15 protein-coding genes and 1 tRNA gene are annotated in these 21,733 nt (G+C 61.8%); 6 read left to right on the top strand and 10 right to left on the bottom strand.

Annotation, left to right across the window (positions count from 1 at the left end; all coding sequences use genetic code 11):
- Positions 1 to 65: 65 nt before the first annotated feature.
- The 7 genes from ACTIFE_RS08330 to ACTIFE_RS08360 all read right to left on the bottom strand — a co-directional run bounded on the left by ACTIFE_RS08330 (position 66) and on the right by ACTIFE_RS08360 (position 8,942).
- Positions 66 to 341, bottom strand: a complete 276-nt coding sequence (locus ACTIFE_RS08330) for an HU family DNA-binding protein (RefSeq protein WP_106753294.1) — start codon at positions 339 to 341, stop codon at positions 66 to 68.
- A gap of 188 nt (positions 342 to 529) precedes the next feature.
- On the bottom strand, positions 530 to 2,965 hold the full coding sequence (gene lon, locus ACTIFE_RS08335; RefSeq protein WP_439528694.1) for an endopeptidase La: 2,436 nt from the start codon (positions 2,963 to 2,965) through the stop codon (positions 530 to 532).
- A gap of 321 nt (positions 2,966 to 3,286) precedes the next feature.
- Positions 3,287 to 4,549, bottom strand: coding sequence for an ATP-dependent Clp protease ATP-binding subunit ClpX (gene clpX / locus ACTIFE_RS08340; RefSeq protein WP_106753295.1), 1,263 nt, complete (start codon positions 4,547 to 4,549; stop codon positions 3,287 to 3,289).
- 207 nt (positions 4,550 to 4,756) lie between these two features.
- Positions 4,757 to 5,392, bottom strand: coding sequence for an ATP-dependent Clp endopeptidase proteolytic subunit ClpP (gene clpP / locus ACTIFE_RS08345; protein ID WP_106753296.1), 636 nt, complete (start codon positions 5,390 to 5,392; stop codon positions 4,757 to 4,759).
- A 210-nt stretch (positions 5,393 to 5,602) separates the two neighbouring features.
- On the bottom strand, positions 5,603 to 6,973 hold the full coding sequence (gene tig / locus ACTIFE_RS08350; protein ID WP_439528695.1) for a trigger factor: 1,371 nt from the start codon (positions 6,971 to 6,973) through the stop codon (positions 5,603 to 5,605).
- Positions 6,974 to 7,187: 214 nt separating this feature from the next.
- Positions 7,188 to 7,272: transfer RNA gene (locus tag ACTIFE_RS08355), tRNA-Leu, on the bottom strand.
- 98 nt (positions 7,273 to 7,370) lie between these two features.
- Positions 7,371 to 8,942 carry an NAD(P)H-hydrate dehydratase gene (locus ACTIFE_RS08360; protein ID WP_439528696.1) on the bottom strand — a complete coding sequence of 524 codons (1,572 nt, stop codon included), beginning with the start codon at positions 8,940 to 8,942 and terminating at the stop codon, positions 7,371 to 7,373.
- A 412-nt stretch (positions 8,943 to 9,354) separates the two neighbouring features.
- On the opposite strand from ACTIFE_RS08360, the gene ACTIFE_RS08365 reads away from it, so the two are divergent.
- Together ACTIFE_RS08365 and glnA are read left to right on the top strand one after the other, a co-directional pair.
- Positions 9,355 to 9,693 (top strand): P-II family nitrogen regulator, encoded by a 339-nt coding sequence (locus tag ACTIFE_RS08365; protein WP_106753298.1) that lies wholly within the window; start codon positions 9,355 to 9,357, stop codon positions 9,691 to 9,693.
- 120 nt (positions 9,694 to 9,813) lie between these two features.
- The gene (gene glnA, locus ACTIFE_RS08370) at positions 9,814 to 11,223 is read left to right on the top strand and encodes a type I glutamate--ammonia ligase (protein ID WP_439528697.1); all 1,410 of its coding nucleotides are present in this window, start codon (positions 9,814 to 9,816) and stop codon (positions 11,221 to 11,223) included.
- 279 nt (positions 11,224 to 11,502) lie between these two features.
- On the opposite strand, the gene ACTIFE_RS08375 is transcribed toward glnA, so the two are convergent.
- Positions 11,503 to 12,741 carry a hypothetical protein gene (locus tag ACTIFE_RS08375; protein ID WP_439528698.1) on the bottom strand — a complete coding sequence of 413 codons (1,239 nt, stop codon included), beginning with the start codon at positions 12,739 to 12,741 and terminating at the stop codon, positions 11,503 to 11,505.
- 183 nt (positions 12,742 to 12,924) lie between these two features.
- Between ACTIFE_RS08375 and tyrS the strand changes: the two genes are divergently transcribed.
- Positions 12,925 to 14,178 carry a tyrosine--tRNA ligase gene (gene tyrS / locus ACTIFE_RS08380; RefSeq protein ID WP_439528699.1) on the top strand — a complete coding sequence of 418 codons (1,254 nt, stop codon included), beginning with the start codon at positions 12,925 to 12,927 and terminating at the stop codon, positions 14,176 to 14,178.
- Positions 14,179 to 14,249: 71 nt separating this feature from the next.
- Here the strand turns inward: tyrS and ACTIFE_RS08385 are convergent, their stop codons facing one another.
- On the bottom strand, positions 14,250 to 17,540 hold the full coding sequence (locus ACTIFE_RS08385; protein WP_439528700.1) for an AsmA-like C-terminal domain-containing protein: 3,291 nt from the start codon (positions 17,538 to 17,540) through the stop codon (positions 14,250 to 14,252).
- Positions 17,541 to 17,731: 191 nt separating this feature from the next.
- On the opposite strand from ACTIFE_RS08385, the gene bcp reads away from it, so the two are divergent.
- The 3 genes from bcp (at position 17,732) to ACTIFE_RS08400 (ending at position 20,518) form a co-directional block, all read left to right on the top strand.
- Positions 17,732 to 18,199 carry a thioredoxin-dependent thiol peroxidase gene (bcp, locus tag ACTIFE_RS08390; RefSeq protein ID WP_439528701.1) on the top strand — a complete coding sequence of 156 codons (468 nt, stop codon included), beginning with the start codon at positions 17,732 to 17,734 and terminating at the stop codon, positions 18,197 to 18,199.
- A gap of 33 nt (positions 18,200 to 18,232) precedes the next feature.
- A complete protein-coding gene (locus tag ACTIFE_RS08395; RefSeq protein ID WP_439528702.1) occupies positions 18,233 to 19,069 on the top strand; it encodes a ferritin-like domain-containing protein in 837 nt (278 codons plus the stop codon).
- Positions 19,070 to 19,183: 114 nt separating this feature from the next.
- The gene (locus tag ACTIFE_RS08400) at positions 19,184 to 20,518 is read left to right on the top strand and encodes a M23 family metallopeptidase (protein WP_439528703.1); all 1,335 of its coding nucleotides are present in this window, start codon (positions 19,184 to 19,186) and stop codon (positions 20,516 to 20,518) included.
- A 79-nt stretch (positions 20,519 to 20,597) separates the two neighbouring features.
- Here the strand turns inward: ACTIFE_RS08400 and prfB are convergent.
- Positions 20,598 to 21,732 (bottom strand): peptide chain release factor 2 gene (gene prfB, locus ACTIFE_RS08405; protein WP_439528704.1). Its coding sequence is split into 2 segments (ribosomal slippage): positions 20,598 to 21,662 and positions 21,664 to 21,732, totalling 1,134 coding nucleotides; the frame shifts between segments, so codons are not numbered across the junction.
- Position 21,733 lies beyond the last annotated feature (1 nt).

The raw sequence follows: 21,733 nt of genomic DNA on the forward strand, positions 1-21,733 counted from the left end.
GAGCACAAAAAAACCCGCGCATTCAAACGAATGCGCGGGACATTTTGTCCTGACGGACCGCCTGATCAGGCGTTCACAGAATCCTTCAGGCCCTTGCCGGCCTTGAACTTCGGCGTCTTGGAGGCCGGGATCTGGATCGTTTCGCCGGTGCGCGGGTTGCGACCTTCGGTGGCGGCGCGCTCGGAGACCGAGAAGTTGCCGAAGCCGATGATGCGGACTTCATCACCGCCCTTGAGCGCCTGGGTCACGGCTTCAAAGGTCGCATCAACGGCTTCTCCAGCCTGCGCCTTGGTCAGGCCGGTCTTCTCGGCCACAGCCGCGATCAGATCGTTCTTGTTCATAGCAGTCCCTTTCTACAAAACGGCGAAAAGCAGGCGATTCACGCCAAAAGCCGCTGGCCGGAAATTCGTGGGAAACGCCCCTCAAATCAAGCCATTTCTCGCAGAAATCCGCCATTTTCACGCGATTCAGATGCAAAAAGCCCCGGTGGGGACCGGGGCTTTCGCTCGTCTAGACAAATTTTGCCGTATCAGTGCGCCACAACGCCCGATGCATCATCGTCGGCGGGGCGTTTGTCGGCCGCCGCAGCAGCGCGCGCCTCGTCCCATTCGATGGCTTCCGGCATGCGCAGAAGGGCGTTTTTCAGCACTTCCTCCATGCTCGAGACCGGGATGATGTCGAGCGCGTTCTTCACGCTGTCAGGAATATCCGCCAGATCCTTGGCATTGTCTTCCGGGATCATCACGGTCTTGATGCCACCACGCAACGCCGCGAGCAGCTTCTCCTTCAACCCACCGATCGGCAGGATCCGCCCGCGCAGGGTGATCTCGCCGGTCATGGCAACGTCGCGGCGGACCGGAATGCCGGTCATGACCGAGATCACGGCCGTTGCCATTGCAATGCCCGCTGACGGACCGTCCTTCGGTGTCGCACCTTCCGGCACGTGCACGTGGATGTCGCGCTTGTCGAACAGCGGCGGCTCGATTCCGAAATCGATGGCGCGGGAGCGGACATAGGATGCTGCCGCCGAGATCGATTCCTTCATCACGTCGCGCAGGTTGCCCGTGACCGTCATCTTGCCCTTGCCGGGCATCATGACGCCTTCAATGGTCAGCAATTCGCCGCCCACTTCCGTCCAGGCAAGGCCCGTGACCACACCGACCTGATCCTCAAGCTCGGCCTCGCCATAACGGTAGCGTGGCACGCCGAGATATTTCTCGACCATGTCGCTGTCCACATGCACCGTCTTGACGCCGGTCATGAGGATGTCCTTCACGGCCTTGCGGGCCAGTGTCGCCATTTCTCGCTCAAGATTACGCACGCCGGCTTCACGGGTGTAGCGGCGGATCACCTTGCGCAGGGCTTCCGCATCGACGGAGAACTCACCCTCGCGCAGGCCATGGTCCTTCTCGGCCTTCGGCAGCAGATGGCGGCGGGAGATCTCAACCTTCTCATCCTCGGTGTACCCGGCGATGCGAATGATCTCCATGCGGTCCATCAGCGGCGCCGGAATGTTCAGTGTGTTTGCCGTCGTCACGAACATCACGTCCGACAGGTCGTATTCGACCTCCAGATAGTGGTCCATGAAGGCGTTGTTCTGTTCCGGATCCAGCACCTCAAGGAGGGCCGCCGACGGATCGCCACGGAAATCCATGCCCATCTTGTCGATCTCGTCGAGAAGGAACAGCGGATTAGATTTCTTGGCCTTCTTCATCGACTGGATGACCTTGCCGGGCATCGAGCCAATGTAGGTGCGCCGGTGGCCACGGATCTCGGCCTCGTCGCGCACGCCGCCGAGCGACATGCGAACGAACTCGCGGCCCGTTGCCTTGGCAATCGACTTGCCAAGCGAGGTCTTGCCGACGCCCGGAGGGCCGACCAGGCACAGGATCGGTCCCTTCAGCTTGTTGGCACGCGCCAGCACCGCGAGATATTCGACGATGCGTTCCTTGACCTTGTCGAGGCCGTAGTGATCTGTGTCGAGCACCTGTTCGGCAAGCGCCAGGTCGTTCTTGACCTTGCTCTTCCTGCCCCAGGGAATCCCGAGGATCCAATCAAGATAATTGCGCACCACGGTGGCTTCCGCCGACATGGGGCTCATCTGCTTGAGCTTCTTGACCTCGGCATGAGCGCGTTCGCGCGCTTCCTTGCTGAGCTTGGTCTTCTTGATGCGCTCTTCCAGTTCGGCCAGCTCGTCGCGGCCGTCTTCGCCGTCACCAAGCTCCTTCTGGATCGCCTTCATCTGCTCATTGAGATAGTACTCGCGCTGGGTCTTCTCCATCTGGCGCTTGACGCGCGAGCGGATGCGCTTTTCCACCTGCAGGACCGAGATCTCGCTTTCCATCAGGCCCAGCACGCGCTCGAGGCGTTCGGCGACGGAATCGATGGCAAGGATGTCCTGCTTTTCCGGGATCTTGATCGCCAGATGCGAGGCGATGGTGTCGGCCAGCTTCGAGTGATCCTCGATCTGGTTGACCGCGCCGAGCACCTCGGGCGAGACCTTCTTGTTCAGCTTGACGTAATTCTCGAACTCGGCGACCACCGAGCGGGCCAGCGCCTCGACCTCGATGTTCTCGCCATCCTTCTCCGGCAGCACTTCCGCTTCGGCTTCATAAAAGTCAGTGCGGTCGGTGTACTGGGTGATGCGCGCACGGGCGCCGCCCTCGACCAGCACCTTGACGGTGTTGTCCGGCAGTTTCAGCAGCTGGAGAACGGTCGCAAGCGTGCCGATCTCATAGATGTCATCCGAGGCCGGATCATCATCGGCAGCATTCTTCTGGGTGGCAAGCAGGATGTGCTTGTCGGAGGTCATGACCTCTTCGAGGGCGCGGATGGATTTCTCACGCCCGACGAACAGCGGGACAATCATGTGTGGGAACACAACGATGTCGCGCAGCGGGAGCACCGGATAGACGCTCTTTCCGGCCTCGTCGAGGGAGCGCGTTTCGGATTCGCTCATGTCCATTCCTTTCTGCGGGCCCATGGCACCCCGGGGAGGAAGGGGGTACCTGCGGCTCTCCTTGGATGGTCTTCCGCCCCGGAAGTGGTGCGGATCCTGGCCGGCTCCGGACGTCCCCACTGGGCAACGACGCTGAACCGCCGAACCATCGTTCTGTCTATTAGGTGGACACCGGGGGGCGAGGTGTCAAGGCAGCGGCGGAAGATGGTGGGTCAAGGTTGTTGAAGACACCCGCCTTCCCACCGCTTCCTGCAGAATTGGTATCAGAAATGCAAAATGCCGCCCGAAATCCGGGCGGCATCTAATGCATTGGGCAGGTCTGGCGGATCAGGCCGAGGTGGCTGTCTCAGCGCGGTCTTCGTAGATGTAGAGCGGGCGTGCCTTGCCTTCCACCACATCTGGCGAGATCACGACTTCCTTCACGCCCTTGAGCCCCGGCAGTTCGTACATGGTGTCGAGCAGGATCGATTCCAGAATAGACCGCAGGCCGCGCGCGCCAGTCTTGCGCTCGATGGCGCGGCGAGCGATGGCCTTGAGGGCATCCTCATGGAAGGACAACTCGACGTTCTCCATCTCGAACAGCCGCTGGTATTGCTTGACCAATGCGTTCTTCGGCTCGGTCAGGATCGTCATCAGGGCCTCTTCATCGAGGTCCTCAAGTGTCGCGATGACCGGCAGACGACCAACGAATTCCGGGATCAGGCCAAACTTCAGCAGATCCTCAGGCTCCAGTTCCGAGAACAATTCACCGATGCGGCGGTCATCGGGACCGACCACGTCGGCCTTGAAGCCCATCGAGGACTTGCGGCCGCGATCGGAAATGATCTTGTCGAGGCCGGCAAAGGCTCCGCCACAGATGAACAGGATGTTGGTCGTGTCCACCTGCAGGAATTCCTGCTGCGGATGCTTGCGCCCGCCCTGGGGAGGCACGGAGGCCACGGTGCCTTCCATGATCTTCAGCAGGGCCTGCTGTACGCCTTCCCCCGAAACGTCACGGGTGATCGACGGATTGTCAGCTTTGCGGGAGATCTTGTCGACTTCGTCGATATAGACAATTCCGCGCTGTGCCCGCTCGACATTGTAGTCGGCGGCCTGCAGCAGCTTGAGGATGATGTTCTCGACATCCTCACCGACGTAGCCAGCTTCCGTCAGCGTCGTCGCATCAGCCATGGTGAACGGCACGTCCAGGATGCGCGCAAGGGTCTGGGCCAGCAGCGTCTTGCCGCAACCGGTCGGGCCGCAGAGCAGGATGTTCGACTTCGCCAGTTCCACGTCGTTGTTCTTCGACGCGTGGTTCAGGCGTTTGTAGTGGTTGTGCACGGCCACCGACAGCACCTTCTTGGCGCTGTTCTGACCGATCACATAATCATCCAGGACATGGCGAATTTCCTGCGGCGTGGGGATGCCATCGCGCGATTTCACCAGCGAGGACTTGTTCTCCTCGCGTATGATGTCCATGCACAGCTCGACACATTCATCGCAGATGAAAACAGTCGGGCCGGCGATCAGCTTGCGAACTTCGTGTTGGCTCTTGCCGCAAAAGGAGCAGTAGAGCGTATTCTTGGAGTCGCTGCCGCTGGCCTTTGTCATCTAATCAACCCCGCAGGTTCCGAGAGGGCATATGCCCATCCCCTTGTCGTTCCGGATCGGGCGTTGCCCACCTGATCCGACAATCGGTCCATGACCGCTTTTCTGGCGACTTCCACGGACGATGATCGTTTCATGCTTCGCCCGTAAAAATCAATATTCGTTTAAGCGGGCCAGACGAAGCTGGCCCTTTTGCCAAGGCGGCCTGCGTCAGGTTGCAGGCGTGGCCGACAGGCTGGCCCGATCCGTGATCACCGCATCGACAATACCGAAGGACTTCGCCACTTCGGCAGTCATGAAGTTGTCACGTTCCAGCGCTTCTTCCACCTGGTCAAGCGACTGACCGGTGTGCTTCACGTAGATTTCATTCAGCCGACGCTTCAGGCTCAGGATTTCCTGGGCATGCAGCATGATGTCGGCGGCCTGGCCACGGAAACCGCCGGACGGCTGGTGCACCATCACGCGGGCGTTGGGCAGCGAGAAGCGGCTGCCCTTGTGGCCGGCGGCCAGCAGCAGCGAGCCCATCGAGGCGGCCTGGCCGATGCACAGCGTCGACACTTCCGGCCGGATGAACTGCATCGTGTCATAGATCGCAAGGCCAGCCGTCACGAGGCCGCCGGGCGAATTGATGTAGATCGCGATTTCCTTGGTCGGGTTTTCCGATTCCAGGAACAGGAGCTGGGCGCAGACGAGCGTTGCCAGATGATCCTCGATCGGACCGGTCAGGAAAATGATCCGCTCCTTCAGGAGGCGGGAATAGATATCGAAGGCCCGCTCACCCCGGTTCGTCTGCTCGACAACCATCGGCACGAGCGTGTTCGTGTAGAATTCGACGGGATCCTTCATACCTTATCCATTTGCTGGCGCGTGCCGGACCGGGGGATGCCGGCCGACAGGCGAAGACACGCGATGTTCGAGTTCACAGCGACGCTCTGGCCCCATGAGTCGAAAAGAGCGACACCCATACATAGGGGATGCCGCCCAGATCGCAAGATTGTGGTCGATGCGGCGTGAAGGCAAGGTTAAAGCGATCACGCCGCCGGAACACTGAAACGGTCAGCCGGCGGCTGCCTCGTCTTTTTCCTCGTCCTCAGCCACGAGCTTCTGCAGCTCTTCCTTGGTCACGGTCTTGTCGGTGACCTTGGCAAGGGTAAGGATGAAATCCACGACCTTTTCTTCGTAGATCGGGGCGCGCAGGGTTGCGAGAGCCTGCGGGTTGTTCTTGTAGAACTCGAACACCTGACGCTCCTGGCCCGGGAACTGGCGCACGCGGTCGAACAGCGCGCGCTGGACTTCCTCGTCGGTCACCTGGACAGCGTTCTTCTCGCCGACTTCCGACAGCACCAGACCCAGGCGCACGCGGCGCTCGGCAATCTTGCGGTAATCGGCCTTGGCGGCCTCTTCCGTGGTGCCTTCGTCTTCGAAGGTCTTGCCATTGCGGGTCATGTCGTTCTCGACCTGGTTCCAGATGTTCTGGAATTCGGTGTCGAGCAGCTTGGACGGCAGGTCGAACGTGTAGACGGCATCGAGCTTGTCGAGCAACTGACGCTTGACGCGCTGGCGGGTCATGGCGCCGAACTGGCTCTCAATCTGGCCGCGAATGATGTCCTTCAGGCTGTCGAGCGATTCAAGGCCGAGGCTCTTAGCGAACTCGTCATCAACCGTGACTTCACCCGGTGCTGCCACGTCCTTCAGGACGATGTCGAAGGTGACTTCCTTGCCGGCAAGATGCTCGGCCTGGTAGTCGGCCGGGAACGAGACGGTGATGACCTTTTCTTCGCCCTGCTTCATGCCGACAATGGCTTCTTCAAAGCCCGGGATGAACTGGTTCGAGCCAAGGACCAGCTGGCCGTTGTCGTCGGCACCGCCATCGAACGGCACGCCGTCGAGCTTGCCCAGATAGGACATGGTGACACGGTCGCCATTCTCGGCAACTGCACCCTCACCCTTGCTGACGAACGGACGGTTGTTGGACGCAATCGCCTCGACCTGCTCCATCACACCGGCTTCGGAAATCTCGACGATCTCGCGTTCCAGTTCGATCGTGGAAAAATCGACGATGTCGAAGGTCGGCAGCAGGTCATAGATGACCTTGAAGGCCAGATCCGCGGTGCCTTCGATGATGGCTTCCGCCTCGTCATCGGCCAGATCGATATCCGGCTGCAACGCCGGACGTTCCGAGCGGTCCTCGATGGCCTTCAGGCTGGTTTCCTGAATGGTCTTGGAGACGATTTCCGCCATCGCCTGACGACCGTACATGCGCTTCATGTGCGCAGCCGGAACCTTGCCCGGACGGAAGCCGTTGATCCGGACCTTGTCCTTCAGTTCATCGAGGTACGAATCAAGCTTGGACGCCAGCTCGGTTGCCGGGATGACGATCTTCAGTTCGCGCTTGAGGCCCTCGGAAAGGGTTTCGGTCACCTGCATGATAGTGTGCTTCGTCCTTGGTGTGGAACCCGGCTGGATCCCAACTCATGTTTTCAATCGGCCCCGGAGGGCCCTCATCAGGGCGATCGCGACGCTCAGGATCCACATGACTGCCTGCAATCTCGACGAAGTATCTGTCGGATCTTAGGAAGATGGGGACCGGCGCGCAGTCGACCGGTTCAGCCTCGGCTGGCGGATCCGGGCCATATCGCCATGGTGCGGGCGGAGGGACTTGAACCCCCACGGCTTACGCCACCAGAACCTAAATCTGGCGTGTCTACCAGTTCCACCACGCCCGCGACGGCTTAGGACGCCCGAAGCCGGGGCGCGGCCTCTATAACACCCGACTTTGCCGCATCAAAGCAAAAATGCCGCACACGGCTAAAACACGCAGCCTTTATTCCGGCAGCTGCCCGGCCAGCACCTGCGGCAGAGCCGGCAAAAGGTCTTCGGCTGTCATTGCCTCGCCGCACTGCGCTCCGGCAGCCCCGTGAATATACACCGCCATGGCCGCTGCCTCGAAGGCAGGAACAGCTTGCGCCAGCAGGCCGGCGACCAGCCCGGCCAGCACATCGCCCGACCCCGCCGTTGCAAGGCATGGCGGGGCATTGTCATTGACATAGATCCGCCCGTCCGGTGCCGCGATGAGGGTGTCTGGACCCTTGAGCACGACGATCGCCCCCGACCGTTGCGCAGCTGTTCGCACCGAAGACAGCCGATCTATTTGGCCAAGGTCGGGAAAAAGCGCCCGGAACTCTCCGGCATGCGGCGTCAGGACAGCCGGATCAGACCTTTGCTTCAACCGCATAAAGAGGGGATCCGGCTCACCTTTGAAAACCGAAAGGGCATCTGCATCCAGCACCAAGGCGGGCCGGGCGCCGGCAAGATGCAACACAAGATCAACAAGTGCCGGCGCACGGGTTTCACTGCGCCCTGCCCCCGGCCCCACGAGGCAGGCCGACAGGCGCGGGTCGGCCAATGCGGCCTCAAGCTCGGCAGGATCGCGCAGGGGCCGGACCATTACGGCTGTGAGATGCGACACCAGCGCCGCCGTTGATGATGGATCGCAGGCCACCGTGACGAGACCCGCCCCGACCCGCAGCGCCGCCTCTGCCGACAGGCGAATGGCACCGGTCATGCTGAAGGGACCGGCAAAGGCGAGAACGGATCCCCGCGAATATTTGTGGGCATCCCGCCGAGGACGCGGCAACGGACAGGGCCAGGCAGATGGACCGTTTCGACGGACTGACGGCGCAACGGCGACTATCGTTTCATTGGTGATGCCAATATCGCAGACATCTGTTAATCCGCATAAAAGGCGGCCGGAAAAGAGAAGATGGCCGGGCTTCTTTCGGGCAAAGGTGACGGTGCGATCGGCTTGGACAACTGCCCCTGTCGCTGTTCCGCTGCCGCCATCAAGGCCGGAGGGAACATCCACAGCCAGCACCGGACACCCCGACCGGTTGATGGCCTCGACCACCGCAGCCGCGAGCCCCTCCAGCGGCCGCGAAAGCCCGGCGCCATAAAGTGCATCGATCACGACGAGCCCCTGGGTCTCCTGCAGTGCAGCCCGGATCGGACCGACGTCAGCCAGCGCCACGGTGCCACCCCCTGCCCGTTCGAATGCATCGGCGGCCTCGCCGGCGTCTGAGGAAAGCGTTTCCCGCTTCGCCAGCAGGAAAAGCTGGACAGGCACACCCCAGCTGCGCAGGACCGCAGCTGCAACAAAGCCGTCGCCGCCATTGTTGCCAGGACCGCACAACACCAGGACCGGTCGCCCGGCCCGTCCTTTTTGCTGCTGCAGCACGAGGGCTGCCCGGGCAACAGCCGCGCCAGCGCGCCGCATCAGGACGATCCCCGCCGTACCTGAGGCAATGGTTCGCCGGTCTGCCTCGGCCATTTCTGCCGGGGCCAAGAGGGCCGATGAGGCCTGGCGGGCATCCCAGCCCCAGGGAATATTGCCTGTCATGTAATTGGTCCAATCTGCGCCTTGTCTGTTCAGCATAGCCGCGAACCGGTTTCGTGGCAGCCACTGACCAGGCCAGCCCTGCACAGATCCCCTATGGCAACCCGGACGACAACACCTGCTGAGCCGCCCGGCATCCTGCCCAAGGATTCGGCGGCACCATTCAAACCAGCAGCCGGCAATCGCTGCTTATTTGGTATGCATCTGCCTATTTTGCTGGCAGCATAAGGTGCGAGTGCCGAAAGCTGCCCCGTTTTGGCCGGTAGACTTGCTGCTTTTTTCACCGTTTCGATCCCTTGCGGGAACTGGCACGGCATGTGCTTACATGGAGGCGACCACGGCAGGCCCGATACGACGTCCGCCCACGCAACACCACCGGCCTCAAGGCCTCAGACACGGAGAGAGACCCAAGGCGATGAAAAAGATCGAAGCGATCATCAAGCCCTTCAAGCTCGACGAGGTGAAGGAGGCGCTGCAGGAGGTTGGTCTGCAAGGCATTACCGTGACCGAAGCCAAGGGCTTCGGCCGCCAGAAGGGCCACACCGAGCTCTATCGCGGCGCGGAATATGTCGTCGACTTCCTGCCGAAGGTCAAAGTCGAGGTCGTATTGCCGGATGAAATGGTCGAAAAAGCAGTCGATGCGATTCGCAACGCTGCCCAGACCGGTCGCATCGGCGACGGTAAGATCTTCGTCTCCAACATCGAGGAGGCGGTCCGCATCCGCACCGGCGAATCCGGCGTCGACGCGATCTGATCCCTTTCGCGGGCCACGCCCGTTCCCCCTTTCGGTCCTGATGGATCCGGCGCCCTCGAGCGCCATCCCGGGCCCGAGAACAAGCCCAAGTGACAACCAGAACACCAGGGAAGTGAATACATGACCACCGCTGCTGAGATCCTCAAGGATATCAAGGACAAGGACATCAAGTTCGTCGACCTGCGCTTTACCGATCCGCGCGGCAAGATGCACCATGTCACGATGGACGCCGGCCTTGTCGATGAAGACATGTTTGCCGAAGGCGTTGCCTTCGACGGCTCGTCGATTGCAGGCTGGAAGGCCATTGATGCCTCGGACATGACGCTGGTCCTCGACCCGGCCACCGTGCACATGGATCCGTTCTTCGCCCAGTCCACGATGGTGATCCTGTGCGACATCGTCGACCCGCGCACCGGCGAGACCTACAACCGCGACCCGCGCACCATCGCCAAGAAGGCCGAGGCCTATGTCAAGGCTGGCGGCTTTGGCGACACCATCGTGTTCGGTCCGGAAGCTGAATTCTTCATCTTCGACGACGTCCGCTTTGCGTCCGACCCCTACAACACGGGCTTCAAGCTGGACTGCTCCGAACTGCCGACCAACCTCGACACCGAGTATGAAGCCGGCAACATGGGCCACCGCCCGCGCATCAAGGGCGGCTACTTCCCGGTTCCGCCGATCGACAGCGCCCAGGACATCCGTTCCGAGATGCTGTCCGTCATGTCCGAAATGGGCGTGGTTGTTGAGAAGCACCACCACGAAGTGGCTGCTGCCCAGCACGAACTTGGCATCAAGTTCAACACCATGACCACCTGCGCCGACCACATGCAGATCTACAAGTACGTGGTGCACCAGGTCGCCCATGCCTATGGCAAGACCGCAACCTTCATGCCGAAGCCGGTGTTCGGCGACAACGGTTCGGGCATGCACTGCCACCAGTCGATCTGGAAAGACGGCAAGCCGCTGTTCGCCGGCAACCTCTATGCTGACCTCAGCGAGATGTGCCTGTACTACATCGGTGGTATCCTGAAGCACGCCAAGGCCCTGAACGCCTTCACCAACCCGTCGACCAACTCCTACAAGCGTCTGGTCCCGGGCTATGAAGCTCCGGTGCTGCTGGCCTACTCCTCCGGCAACCGTTCGGCCTCCTGCCGCATCCCCTACACCTCGTCCCCGAAGGCCAAGCGCGTCGAAGTCCGCTTCCCGGATCCGGCTGCGAACCCGTACCTGGCTTTCGCTGCACAGCTGATGGCCGGTCTTGATGGCATCAAGAACAAGATCCATCCGGGCGATGCCATGGACAAGAACCTCTACGACCTGCCGCCGGAAGAGCTGGCCGAGATCCCGACCGTTGCCGGCTCGCTGCGCGAAGCCCTGCAGTCGCTGGACATCGACCGCGAGTTCCTGAAGGCCGGCGGCGTGTTCGACGACGACTTTATCGACAGCTACATCGAGCTGAAGATGGAAGAGAACATGCGCTACGAAATGACCCCGCATCCGGTTGAGTTCGACATGTACTACTCCGTCTGATCCCTACCGGGATGGAACAGGAAAGGCCGGGCAATCGCCCGGCTTTTTCGTTTGTGGGGTCAGAACTTCCGGTATCAAATTTGAACCGTCATTCCGGACAAGGTGAGCGTTCAGCGAACCGCAGATCCGGAACATGTCCCGGACCTGATCCGGGAGCCAGCGCGTCAGCGCGAGCGCAAGCGAGCCCGTAGCCGGACCAACATCTGCGGGAGACTGGAGTTTTTTTGTCGCGCTGCGCGCGGCTGATGTCTGGATCCCGGCTCGGCGCTTCGCTAACGCTCAGCTGGGCCGGGATGACGGCATCACGACCGCCCGTTGCCGCTCCCGGTCCGGGGCCCAGGCGACAAGCATCTCGCGCACCGAACTGGGTCCGAGCGTCAGTTTGTGGAAATCAAACGTATCGTCCCGCTGCGAGGCGAAGAAGTAGCAGAAATGCAGCGCGAAAAACCGCCAGCGCAGTCGGTTGAAACGGTCCCGCCCCAGAGCATCAGGCGCCCTGCCGCTGTAGCTGCGCGGTGCCAGCATCGGCGTCTCACTCCATCGCCGGCCATAGTCGGCGACCGGGTTGGCCCGGCCACAGCACAGGGCGTCCTGCGGCACGTAGATGTCGCTCCAATCGATCCCGGGCGCCTCTGCGACCTTTGCCACCGCCCGCTCGAACGTGCCGCCCGCATGGTAGCCGCCGATGTAACCGAACGCCGAGCCAAGCGTCGCCAGCGCAATGCCGCCCCGTGCGACACCGAGGTCCGGTTTTTGCTCCAGCGCCTTGGCAAGCGCCATGACGAGGACGAAGGCACCGGAGCTGTGCGCACACAAAAGGATATCGTCATCCGCCCCCGCCTCGCGCTCCACCTGCAGGATCTGACCGGCGAAATGCTCGATACGTGCGGTCATTTCCGCATCGCGGTCAAAGGCAAGCTGACGGATCGCGTGCCAGTCGTTGACGAGATACCAGAAGTAGGTCGATGGCTCGCTGAGACGGGATAGGCCATGCACCGCGACCGCCCAGAGCCCCCATCCGGCGATCCAGACTGGCCAGGCCACAAGCTCCGGCAAGCCGACCTCGTTCACCACCCCTCGCACCGGCTCAAGCAGGGCGGCGGGCACACACAGGAGCATCAGATAAATCACCAGGAGGAGGACCGGATAGACATGAAAGATGCCGTTCGGCCAATGACGACGGAAGCTGTCGATATATCCGCCGCTGATCGCAAAACCGGCGAAACTTGCAAAGGCTCCCAGCATCCGCTTCGGCCAGGAGCGCTGGAAGTCGCGCTTGGCGAGATCGCGCCAGCCAAGGAGATGGAACACCGTTCGCACCTCCCCCTCTGGCCAGGTCGCCCGGCCGCTCCAGGTCGCCGACGCACCGCCCGGCCCCTGGCCATCCACGAAGCCGGCAAGCTCCGCATCAACTCCGCGGATCCGGCCCATCGCCTCGGCTTCCTCAGCCATCGTCGACTGGAGCAATGATGGCCGGCGCAGGTCATAGCCCGGAATGAAGACGACATGTCGCAGCACGGGATCGGCACCAGTTGGAAATCAAGGGAAGCGGCTTATGCCAGAGCTTGCGGACCAGATCAGGATTTTTCCGGCTGAACCGGTGAAATCACCACTGACTTCCGATATAGCGGACACAATCAGTTTCAGACTAGGGTCAAGCCTCGACGCCTGTACCCGCTTTTGACATGGAATGCGCGAAAGATGACTGAATACAAGTCGGAGTTCCTGAAAACGCTCGCCGAGCGCGGTTTCATCCATCAGGTGTCGGATCATGAGGCGCTGGACAAGCTCCTCACCACGGAAACCGTGACCGCCTATATCGGCTTCGACTGCACCGCACCGAGCCTGCATGCCGGGTCGCTGGTCACCATCATGATGCTGTACTGGCTGCAGCAGACTGGCCACCGGCCGATCGCTCTGATGGGCTCCGGCACCACCCGCGTCGGCGATCCGACCGGCAAGGACGAAAGCCGCAAGATCCTCTCCGACGAAGACATCGAGGCCAACAAGGCCGGCATCCGCAAGGTCTTCGAGAAACTGCTGACTTTCGGCGATGGCCCGCGCGACGCCATCATGCTCGACAATGCCGACTGGCTGATGAAACTCAACTATGTCGAGTTCCTGCGCGACATCGGCCGCCATTTCTCGGTCAACCAGATGATCCAGCGTGACAGCGTGCGCCTGCGTCTTGAGCGCGAGCAGCACCTGTCGTTCCTGGAATTCAACTACATGCTGCTGCAAGGCTACGACTTCCTGGAGATCTACCAGCAGACCGGCTGCCGCCTGCAGATGGGCGGTTCCGACCAGTGGTCGAACATCCTGTCCGGTGTTGACCTGATCCGTCGCAAGGCCGGCATCGAGGCCTTCGCGCTGACCGCGCCGCTGCTGACCACCTCTTCGGGCGCGAAGATGGGCAAGACCGCCGCAGGTGCTGTCTGGCTCAATCCGGAGCAGCTTTCGGCCTATGACTATTGGCAGTACTGGCGCAACACCGAGGATGCCGACGTCGAGCGCTTCCTGAAGCTGTTCACCGTCCTGCCGCTCGACGAGATTGCGCGGCTCGCTGCACTGGAAGGCGCAGGCATCAACGAGGCCAAGAAGGTGCTGGCGACAGAGGCGACCGCCATGGTCCATGGCCGGGAAGCCGCGGAAGCGGCCGCTGAAACCGCCCGTCGTGCCTTCGAGGAAGGCGCAATGGCCGAAGGCCTGCCGACCGTCGAGATCGCCGCCGCCGACCTTGCCGCCGGGATCGGCGTCCTGTCCGCCTTCGTGACCGCAGGCCTGTCCGCCTCCAATGGCGAGGCTCGCCGCAACATTGCCGGCGGCGCGCTGAAGATCAACGACGTCTCTGTCACCGACGACAAGCGCGTGCTCGGCACGGCCGATCTCACCGGCGAAGGCGTCATCAAGCTGTCGATGGGCAAGAAGAAGCACGTGCTGCTGAAGCCGGTCTGACACCTCAATTCTGGTTCCAGACCCAGAGCCCGGCCCTGTGCCGGGCTTTGTTGTTTTCGCGGGCGTGGGGCTTACCGGAACTCGAACATCTTGCGGAAAATGCCCGGAGCAATCGCAGACACCGGATTGACGGTGAGGATCGGTGCGCTGATCGGGCCAGACAGGCGATAGGTGACGCCAATCAGCCCCTCCTGGCTCCCCCCACCCAAAGCAAAGCCGAGCAAGGGGATCTTGGCGAACAAGTTGTTGAGCGCAAAGATCGGCACGAATGTCCCTGTCAGGGACATTTCGCGGCTGCCCAGATCGACAGTCCCACCGACGGTGCCGCCGACCACAGCCCCCTGAAGAATTCCTTCTTCAAGGGTCAGTGTTTCGCCTTTCCTGGAAAACCGGATGTCCATCCGGTCGAAGGAGGCCTCGCCACTTTCGCTTACAATCGCGCTGCCCGACACAGGTCGATTATCGGGTCCAGGAGCCGAGACCTGAGGCAACTCGGCGAGCTTACGCAGCGCCGGATCCTCGGTGATTGAGAACCCGCGCACGCCGAGCGTACCGAACCAGGACGTGTCTCTTGGCAGGGAAACCAGGAGACGTCCCGTCCCTCCCCGCATCCGTTCATAGAGGTCGAGAAAACGCAGCACAGCACCGGTGTCCGAAAACTCCGCGCTTGCGGCCCGCGCATCTCCCTCGCCGGTGATCTCGAACCGGAAGGCGCCGCGATTGTTGGTGGCGCCTGTCACTTTCAATCGCGACAGTTCCCCCTTCTCCGCCAGGATCTCTCCGGTCACATCCGTCGCAAACACGCCCTGGAAGCCCTGAAGCCGGCCGATTTTCAGATTAATACGATAGGACGACGTACCGTTTGCCTTGCCATTTTCTTCAGACTTCTTGTCCCGTATCTGTTTGATCAGCCCACGCCCGTCGAACTGGGCCCCGGAGAGAGACACCCGATAACGGCCAGCGCCTTCTCGCATGATCCTGAGAGCTGCAGAATCGCCCGGCCGGATCTGGAAGGTCCCGAAATCGGCTTCCCGGAATTCACCGGACTTGGTCAGGAGAACAGATCCCTCGAGCGCAACCCCTTCCGAGCGCAGCGAGAAATTCTTCAGGCGCCGCTCCGTCGCTGTCTCAGTCAGGAGAAACGAAGCGCTGGCCGGAACGCCCGGCGTCTTCTCCCACCCGATTTCGGCAAGCCGCAGGCTCGCGTCCTTCAGATCAATCTCGAACCGCTGGCCTTCCGGGGTGTCTGCAAGCTTCAAGGCCAGCGCGCCGGCCACCAGCGTGCCAAGGTCAATGCCACGCTTGGCCAGTTCCGCCGCCGTCACTTTCAGTTCAACATCCTGACGTGCAGCCACATTGCTGTTGTCGAGCGGATAGACGATGTCGAGATTGGCCAGCAGACCGTCGATCCGGCCTCGCCCCTTGATGTCCACCTGTGTCGGATCCGCCGTCAACTGGAGCGCTGCATCCGTGATCCTGTATCCCCGGATCGGCTTGTCTGCTGAAAAGCCGGACAGCTTTGCCCGGGCAGCCCAACCCACCTCATCAACGGACAGGGCGAGTTTCAGCGGAAGTTTCGCCGTGATGTCAATGTCACCGGACCCTTTCAGCTCGACACCACCAAGGTCTGCCTTGTCGAGAATGCGGAACGGGGCGGAATTGGCAATCTCGGCAAGGGGACCCAGCGCACCTTGCAGTTTCAGGTCCAGGGTACCGGTCTTGATGCCTCGGTCTGCAAGATCGGAAATATCAAAACGCCCTGCTGGCACGGCCACAGAACCGCCCTTGGGAGTAACAATGCTCCCCGACCGTAGATCCACGGACAACCGTTCGTTCTCGATCCGCACGCTGCCCGCAAGATCGCTGATGACCGGCAAAGTCGCCAACGGCGCAACTTCTGTATTGATCAGGCTGAGGTCCAGCTTGAGATCGTCCCCGCCCCAGCCGGGATCCGGGTGGGCCTCATCAAAGGCTGGCGGGCGAACTGAGGCATCGACACGCGCGCTCTGGATAAGTCCGCCTTTCAGATGTTCAATGACCCAGCGCCTCGCCGGCGGCGTCAGCGTGATCGGCCAGATCTGCTTCAGCATCGCGACAGGCATGTTTTCCGCATCAGCAGCCAAAGCCAGGTAGGGCCCGTCATCGCGCAGGTCGAGAGAACCGATCGCGCGAAAGACGGCCGTTCCCGAATGTAGTTGCAGCCGGTCGAGAAACAGAACCTTCGCGGCAAGGTCGACGCGTCCGTCAAGACTGAGGTAGTCGGCGACAACGGTCGGTTCTGTGACATCAGCGGAGCCGAACCGCGCCCGATCAGCGTCAATTTTATACGTCCAGTCTGCACCGTCGTCCGCAGGCGGCTGGACGGCACCGGTGAAAAAGATCTCCGTCTCCCCGCGAATGACATGCGACTTGCCGATCATCACGCCGGGATGCCCCGCCGCCCAGCCGAGCGCCAGTGCCACATCATCGAAACGGATGACGGTTTGCCCGGACCTGAACCAGCCATCCTGTCCGCGCGCAACCAGGTTGGCCGCTTCAAACCTGCCGTCGGCACCGAGATTGGCGTTGAACTGGATCTCCAGCGGCAAGCCCAGTCCCTTGCCGCTGTCGACCTGCTCGTTGGCGGGAAACAGTTCCGCCAGCGCCATGTCGCGAATGAAGAGGCCGATCTGGCGTTCGCCGTGTTCCGGGTTTACAGCCCGGCGTAGGCCGAGATCCCAGAGCCCCATGCGACCGGCAATCTCGGCTTCCGCCAGAATGCCACCCTGGCCGTCGCGGCGCAGAACGGCGTCTATCTCGTTGATTCGCCTGGGCACCGGGCCAACAACATCGACCCGACCGTTGCGCAGGCGAACCTCGGAGAGGTCACGCTTGCGGAACTCTTCGTCGACGATGGCGGCGATCCGGTCAACGGCTTCCATCATCTCGCCCATTGACAGGATGTCAGTCTCGGCATCATCCGGCCTGAGGCGCAGATGCGGGCGATCGATGTCGAGGGCGGTGAAGCGCAACGAACCGGACAGCAGTGGCTCCAGTTCTAGGACGGCTTCAACCCGCGGCAATGTCAGGTCGATGCGAGCCTCACCAGGAACGGTCAACTGGGCCGTCTCGATGATCACCCGGCTGCCGCCGTCCGCAAAAAGATCGAGAAGCACGTTGCCAACGGTCAAGCGCGCGCCCTCGGCCCTCGCCTGCTGCTCGATGAAACCCGCAACACCGGGAATGGACGTCGCGCCGTTCGACAACAGCAGCAGCAGGCCACCAATGCCAACCATCACGACCAGCACCAAGGCAATCAGCACCCGGCGCAGCCAACGCAATCCGGCACGACCCGATGCTCGTATGGCAGGCAGGTTCGACATGGTCTGGGACTGCGGCTGGGGCTGGGGCTGTGTCAGCGCGTTTTGTCCTTTTGCAGTTTGGCCAATGATCGAGTCGGCTTGCAAACTATGATAATTCAGCCTGGCCAAAAACCAGAACCTCTGTCGCAGAGACCGGGTCGGACCTATTCAGTGCCGGATAAACCGGTGCAGTATGACGGAAGGAAGGCAGCATGAGCGAATTGCAGATTGGCGACACCGCCCCGACGATCGACCTGACCCTCGACAATGACCGGTCCGTGCCCTTGTCGTCGCTCCAGGGCAAGTCCGTTGTCCTCTATTTCTACCCCAAGGCCGACACACCGGCCTGTACACAGGAGTGCATCGCCTTCAGCCAGATGAAGGGCGAATTCGCTGCTGCTGGCGCGGAGGTGATCGGCGTTTCTCCCGACGAGGTCAAGAAGAACGCAAAATTCAAGACCAAGCATGAATTGACGGTCGATCTCGCATCGGATCCCACCAACGCCATCTGTGAAGCGTTTGGCGTCTGGGTTGAAAAAGCCATGTATGGAAAAAAATACATGGGCGTTGAACGCAGTACCTTTCTGATCGGGCCGGATGGCAAGATTGCCGCAATCTGGCGCAAGGTAAAGGTTCCGGGCCACGCCGAAGCTGTGCTGCAAGCCGTCAAGACACTCTAAGTCCCATACCTCCGTCACCGGGTCCCAATTCCGATGTCCCTGTCCCCAGAAGCCGGTCGCGCGGACACGCTCGTTGCCCGCGCCAATGCCATCGTCAGTGCCTGTGACACGGCCGAGAAGGTCCGCCTCGCCTATGACACGGCAAAGGCTTGGTTTTCCCGCCAGATGGCTCTCGGCAGCCCCTCGCTCAGCGGTCCGATGCCGGACCGACCCGGGCGGCCGGAGCAGCCTGTCCTGCTGGCCCCGCGCGACATGCCAAAGCGGGCGCTCGGCGGGGAAGCTGGCAGGGTCGCGCTGCTGCACTCCCTTGCCCATATCGAGCTCAATGCGGTCGACCTGACCTGGGACCTGATCGGCCGCTTTGCCGACACCCGCCTGCCGCGCTCCTACTATGACGACTGGGTGCGGGTGGGGCTGGAGGAGGCCAAGCATTTCTCGATGCTGGAAGACCGGCTGGCGGAGCTTGGCTCCTTCTATGGTGCCCTTCCGGCCCATGACGGGCTGTGGCAGGCCGCGCAGGCCACAGGGCGTGATCTGGCAGCCCGACTGGCAATCATCCCGCTGGTGCTCGAGGCGCGCGGTCTCGACATCACGCCGCCGATGATCGCAAAAGCGGAGGCACTCGGCGATCATGCAACGGCACGGGTGATGGGCATCATCTATCGCGACGAAAAGAATCATGTGGCGTTCGGGGCGAAGTGGTTCCGATTCCTGTGCGACCGCACCGGTGAACGGCCTGAGCCGAAGTTCCACGAGTTGGTCCGGACGCATTTCCGCGGGCCCCTGAAGCCGCCCTTCAACGATCGCGCCCGATCCGAAGCCGGCCTGACGCCTGGGTTTTACCGACCTCTGGCGAAACTCGTCGGATGAGGCCGGCCAGGCGCTTCCGTTTCGTCAGTCCGCAAGGGCTTTGTTAACCTTACCGCTTTCTAATCACCTCAAGCGGCGGGCATGAAGCCTGCCTTGAGGATGACGGCGAGCGACATGTCCGACACCACAGCCAGTTCCCGCCATGGCTTCGGAAAACGTAAGTCCCTGCATCATGTCACCATAACCACGGGTGACCGAAGCCGTACCTTCACGTTCCGCCCTTGGGTGCTGGGATCTGTTGTCGGCTGTGTCGGGATCTTTGCACTCGGCTATCTCTCCGCCACGGCTTATCTTTTCTGGCGCGATGACATTCTTGCGGCCCGGGCAACCGAGCGGTACCAGATCGAGGCGTCCTACGAGAACCGCATTGCCTTCCTGCGGGCGGAGATCGACCGGCTGGCCAGTTCGCAGGTGTTTGAGCGGCGGTCTGTGGAGACAATGGTCGATTCGCTGATCGAGAGGCAAAACAGCCTCTCCGACAAGCACGCCCGAGTCCGCGCCGTCCTGGACAAGGCCGCAGCCACCGGACTGACTGCAGGTCTCTCCACCCCTGTTCCGGCCGAAAAGCCTTCCTTGCCCGCAAGCGCCCTGTCCTTCCTGCCAACCGGCGATGCCCAGGCCATCGGCGGCGAGCCCGCGCCGCTCCCCTCCGGCCCCCTCCCCTCGCTTGGACTGCGTGGATCCTCGTCCGATGTCGGCACCGACGATGCCGCTGCCCCGGCAGCAGGTACTGGTTCGTCGGCGCTTGCCCCGCAGGCGCGTGCCGACGATCTCCTTGGGCTTGGCGCGACACTGGACCAGATGAATTTCGAAAGCGAACGGGTGCTCGATGCGCTTGCCTTCAATGCCGAACGCAACATTCGCACGCTTACGGCGACTTTGCAGCCGCTCGGTCTCGACCTGAAGACACTTGCGCCGGAAGCCATGGGGGGGCCCTTCGTGCCGCTGGCGACAAATTTTGACGATCGGCTGCTGCGTGCCGAACGGGCGATCTCAGCCTACGATGTGTTGCGCGGAACTGCCCGCCGTTTGCCGCTTGCCCGACCGATCCGCAATGTCGAGGTCTCCAGCGACTTCGGACCGCGGCTGGATCCGTTCCTGGGCACGCTTGCCATGCACACGGGCATCGATTTCAAGGCCGATTACGGTACAGCCATTCGCGCTGCTGGCGCCGGACGCGTGGTCACCGCCTCCTATCAAGGCGGGTACGGCAACATGGTCGAGATCGAACATCCCGGCGGCTATTCTACGCGCTATGCGCATATGAGCCGGATCATGGTCAGCGAAGGCGAAGAGATCCTCGCCGGCGAGATGGTGGGCCGTGTCGGCAGCACTGGGCGGTCAACAGGGCCGCATCTGCACTATGAATTGCGGCGCGGCGCGACCCCGCTCGATCCCTCGAGCTTCGTCATCGCCGGCGACCGGCTCGCGGCCCTTCTGCAACGGTGACATCCGCGATCTGACAAACAGAAGCCGCCCAGTTGCCCGGGCGGCTTTTGTCTTGTCTTGAGCCTGTTTGACGACCGACTTACTCGACGTCGCGGATCTCGGTTCCATCGTCCTTGCCATAGACACGCTGGGCGAGCGCTGCCTCCATGAAGGCATCGACATCGCCATCCAGCACATCGCTCGGTGCGGTGCTTTCCACGCCCGTGCGCAAGTCCTTGACCAGCTGGTAGGGCTGCAGAACATAAGAGCGGATCTGATGCCCCCAACCGATAGCTGTCTTGGAGGCGGCTTCCGAGTTGGCCGCCTCTTCACGTTTCTGCAGTTCGGCCTCGTAGAGCCGCGCCTTCAGCATGCTCCAGGCCGTTGCACGGTTCTTGTGCTGTGAACGGTCGTTCTGGCACTGCACGACAATGCCGGTCGGGATATGCGTGATGCGCACGGCAGAGTCGGTCGTGTTGACGTGCTGGCCACCGGCTCCAGACGCGCGATAGGTATCGATGCGGCAGTCGCTTTCGTTGACTTCGATGTCAATCGAATCATCGATGACCGGATAGACCCAGGCACTGGCAAAGGACGTGTGACGGCGGGCCTGGCTGTCATAGGGCGAAATGCGCACAAGGCGGTGAACACCAGATTCGGTCTTCAGCCAGCCATAGGCATTCTCGCCCTTGATCAGCAGCGTTGCCGACTTGATGCCGGCTTCTTCGCCGTCATGATATTCAAGCAGTTCGACCTTGTAGCCGCGCTTTTCCGCCCAGCGGCGGTACATGCGCAGCAGCATTGACGCCCAGTCCTGGCTCTCCGTGCCACCGGCGCCGGAGTTGATTTCCAGATAGGTGTCGTTGCCGTCGGCCTCGCCCGACAGGAGAGAGGCAAGCTGCAGCTTGTTGACCTCGGCCTTCAGGCTGCGCATGGCGGCCTCTGCCTCTTCGACGACCGACTTGTCACCTTCGTCGGTGCCCATTTCGATCAGCTCGATATTGTCGGCCAGTTCGCCCTCAAGCCGGCGGACGCCGGTGATGCCATCTTCAAGCTGTTGACGTTCACGCATCAGCTTCTGGGCTTTGGACGGGTCATTCCAGAGGCTCGGATCTTCGGACAGGGCGTTCAGTTCGTCCAGCCGGACAAGGGCCTGATCCCAGTCAAAGATGCCTCCTCAGCAGGCTGAGGGCCTGCTTGATCTCGTCGACGACGGCTTCCATTTCGGCGCGCATC

The sequence above is a fragment of the Pannonibacter sp. genome (assembly GCF_051860505.1).
Taxonomy (GTDB): Bacteria; Pseudomonadota; Alphaproteobacteria; order Rhizobiales; family Stappiaceae; genus Pannonibacter.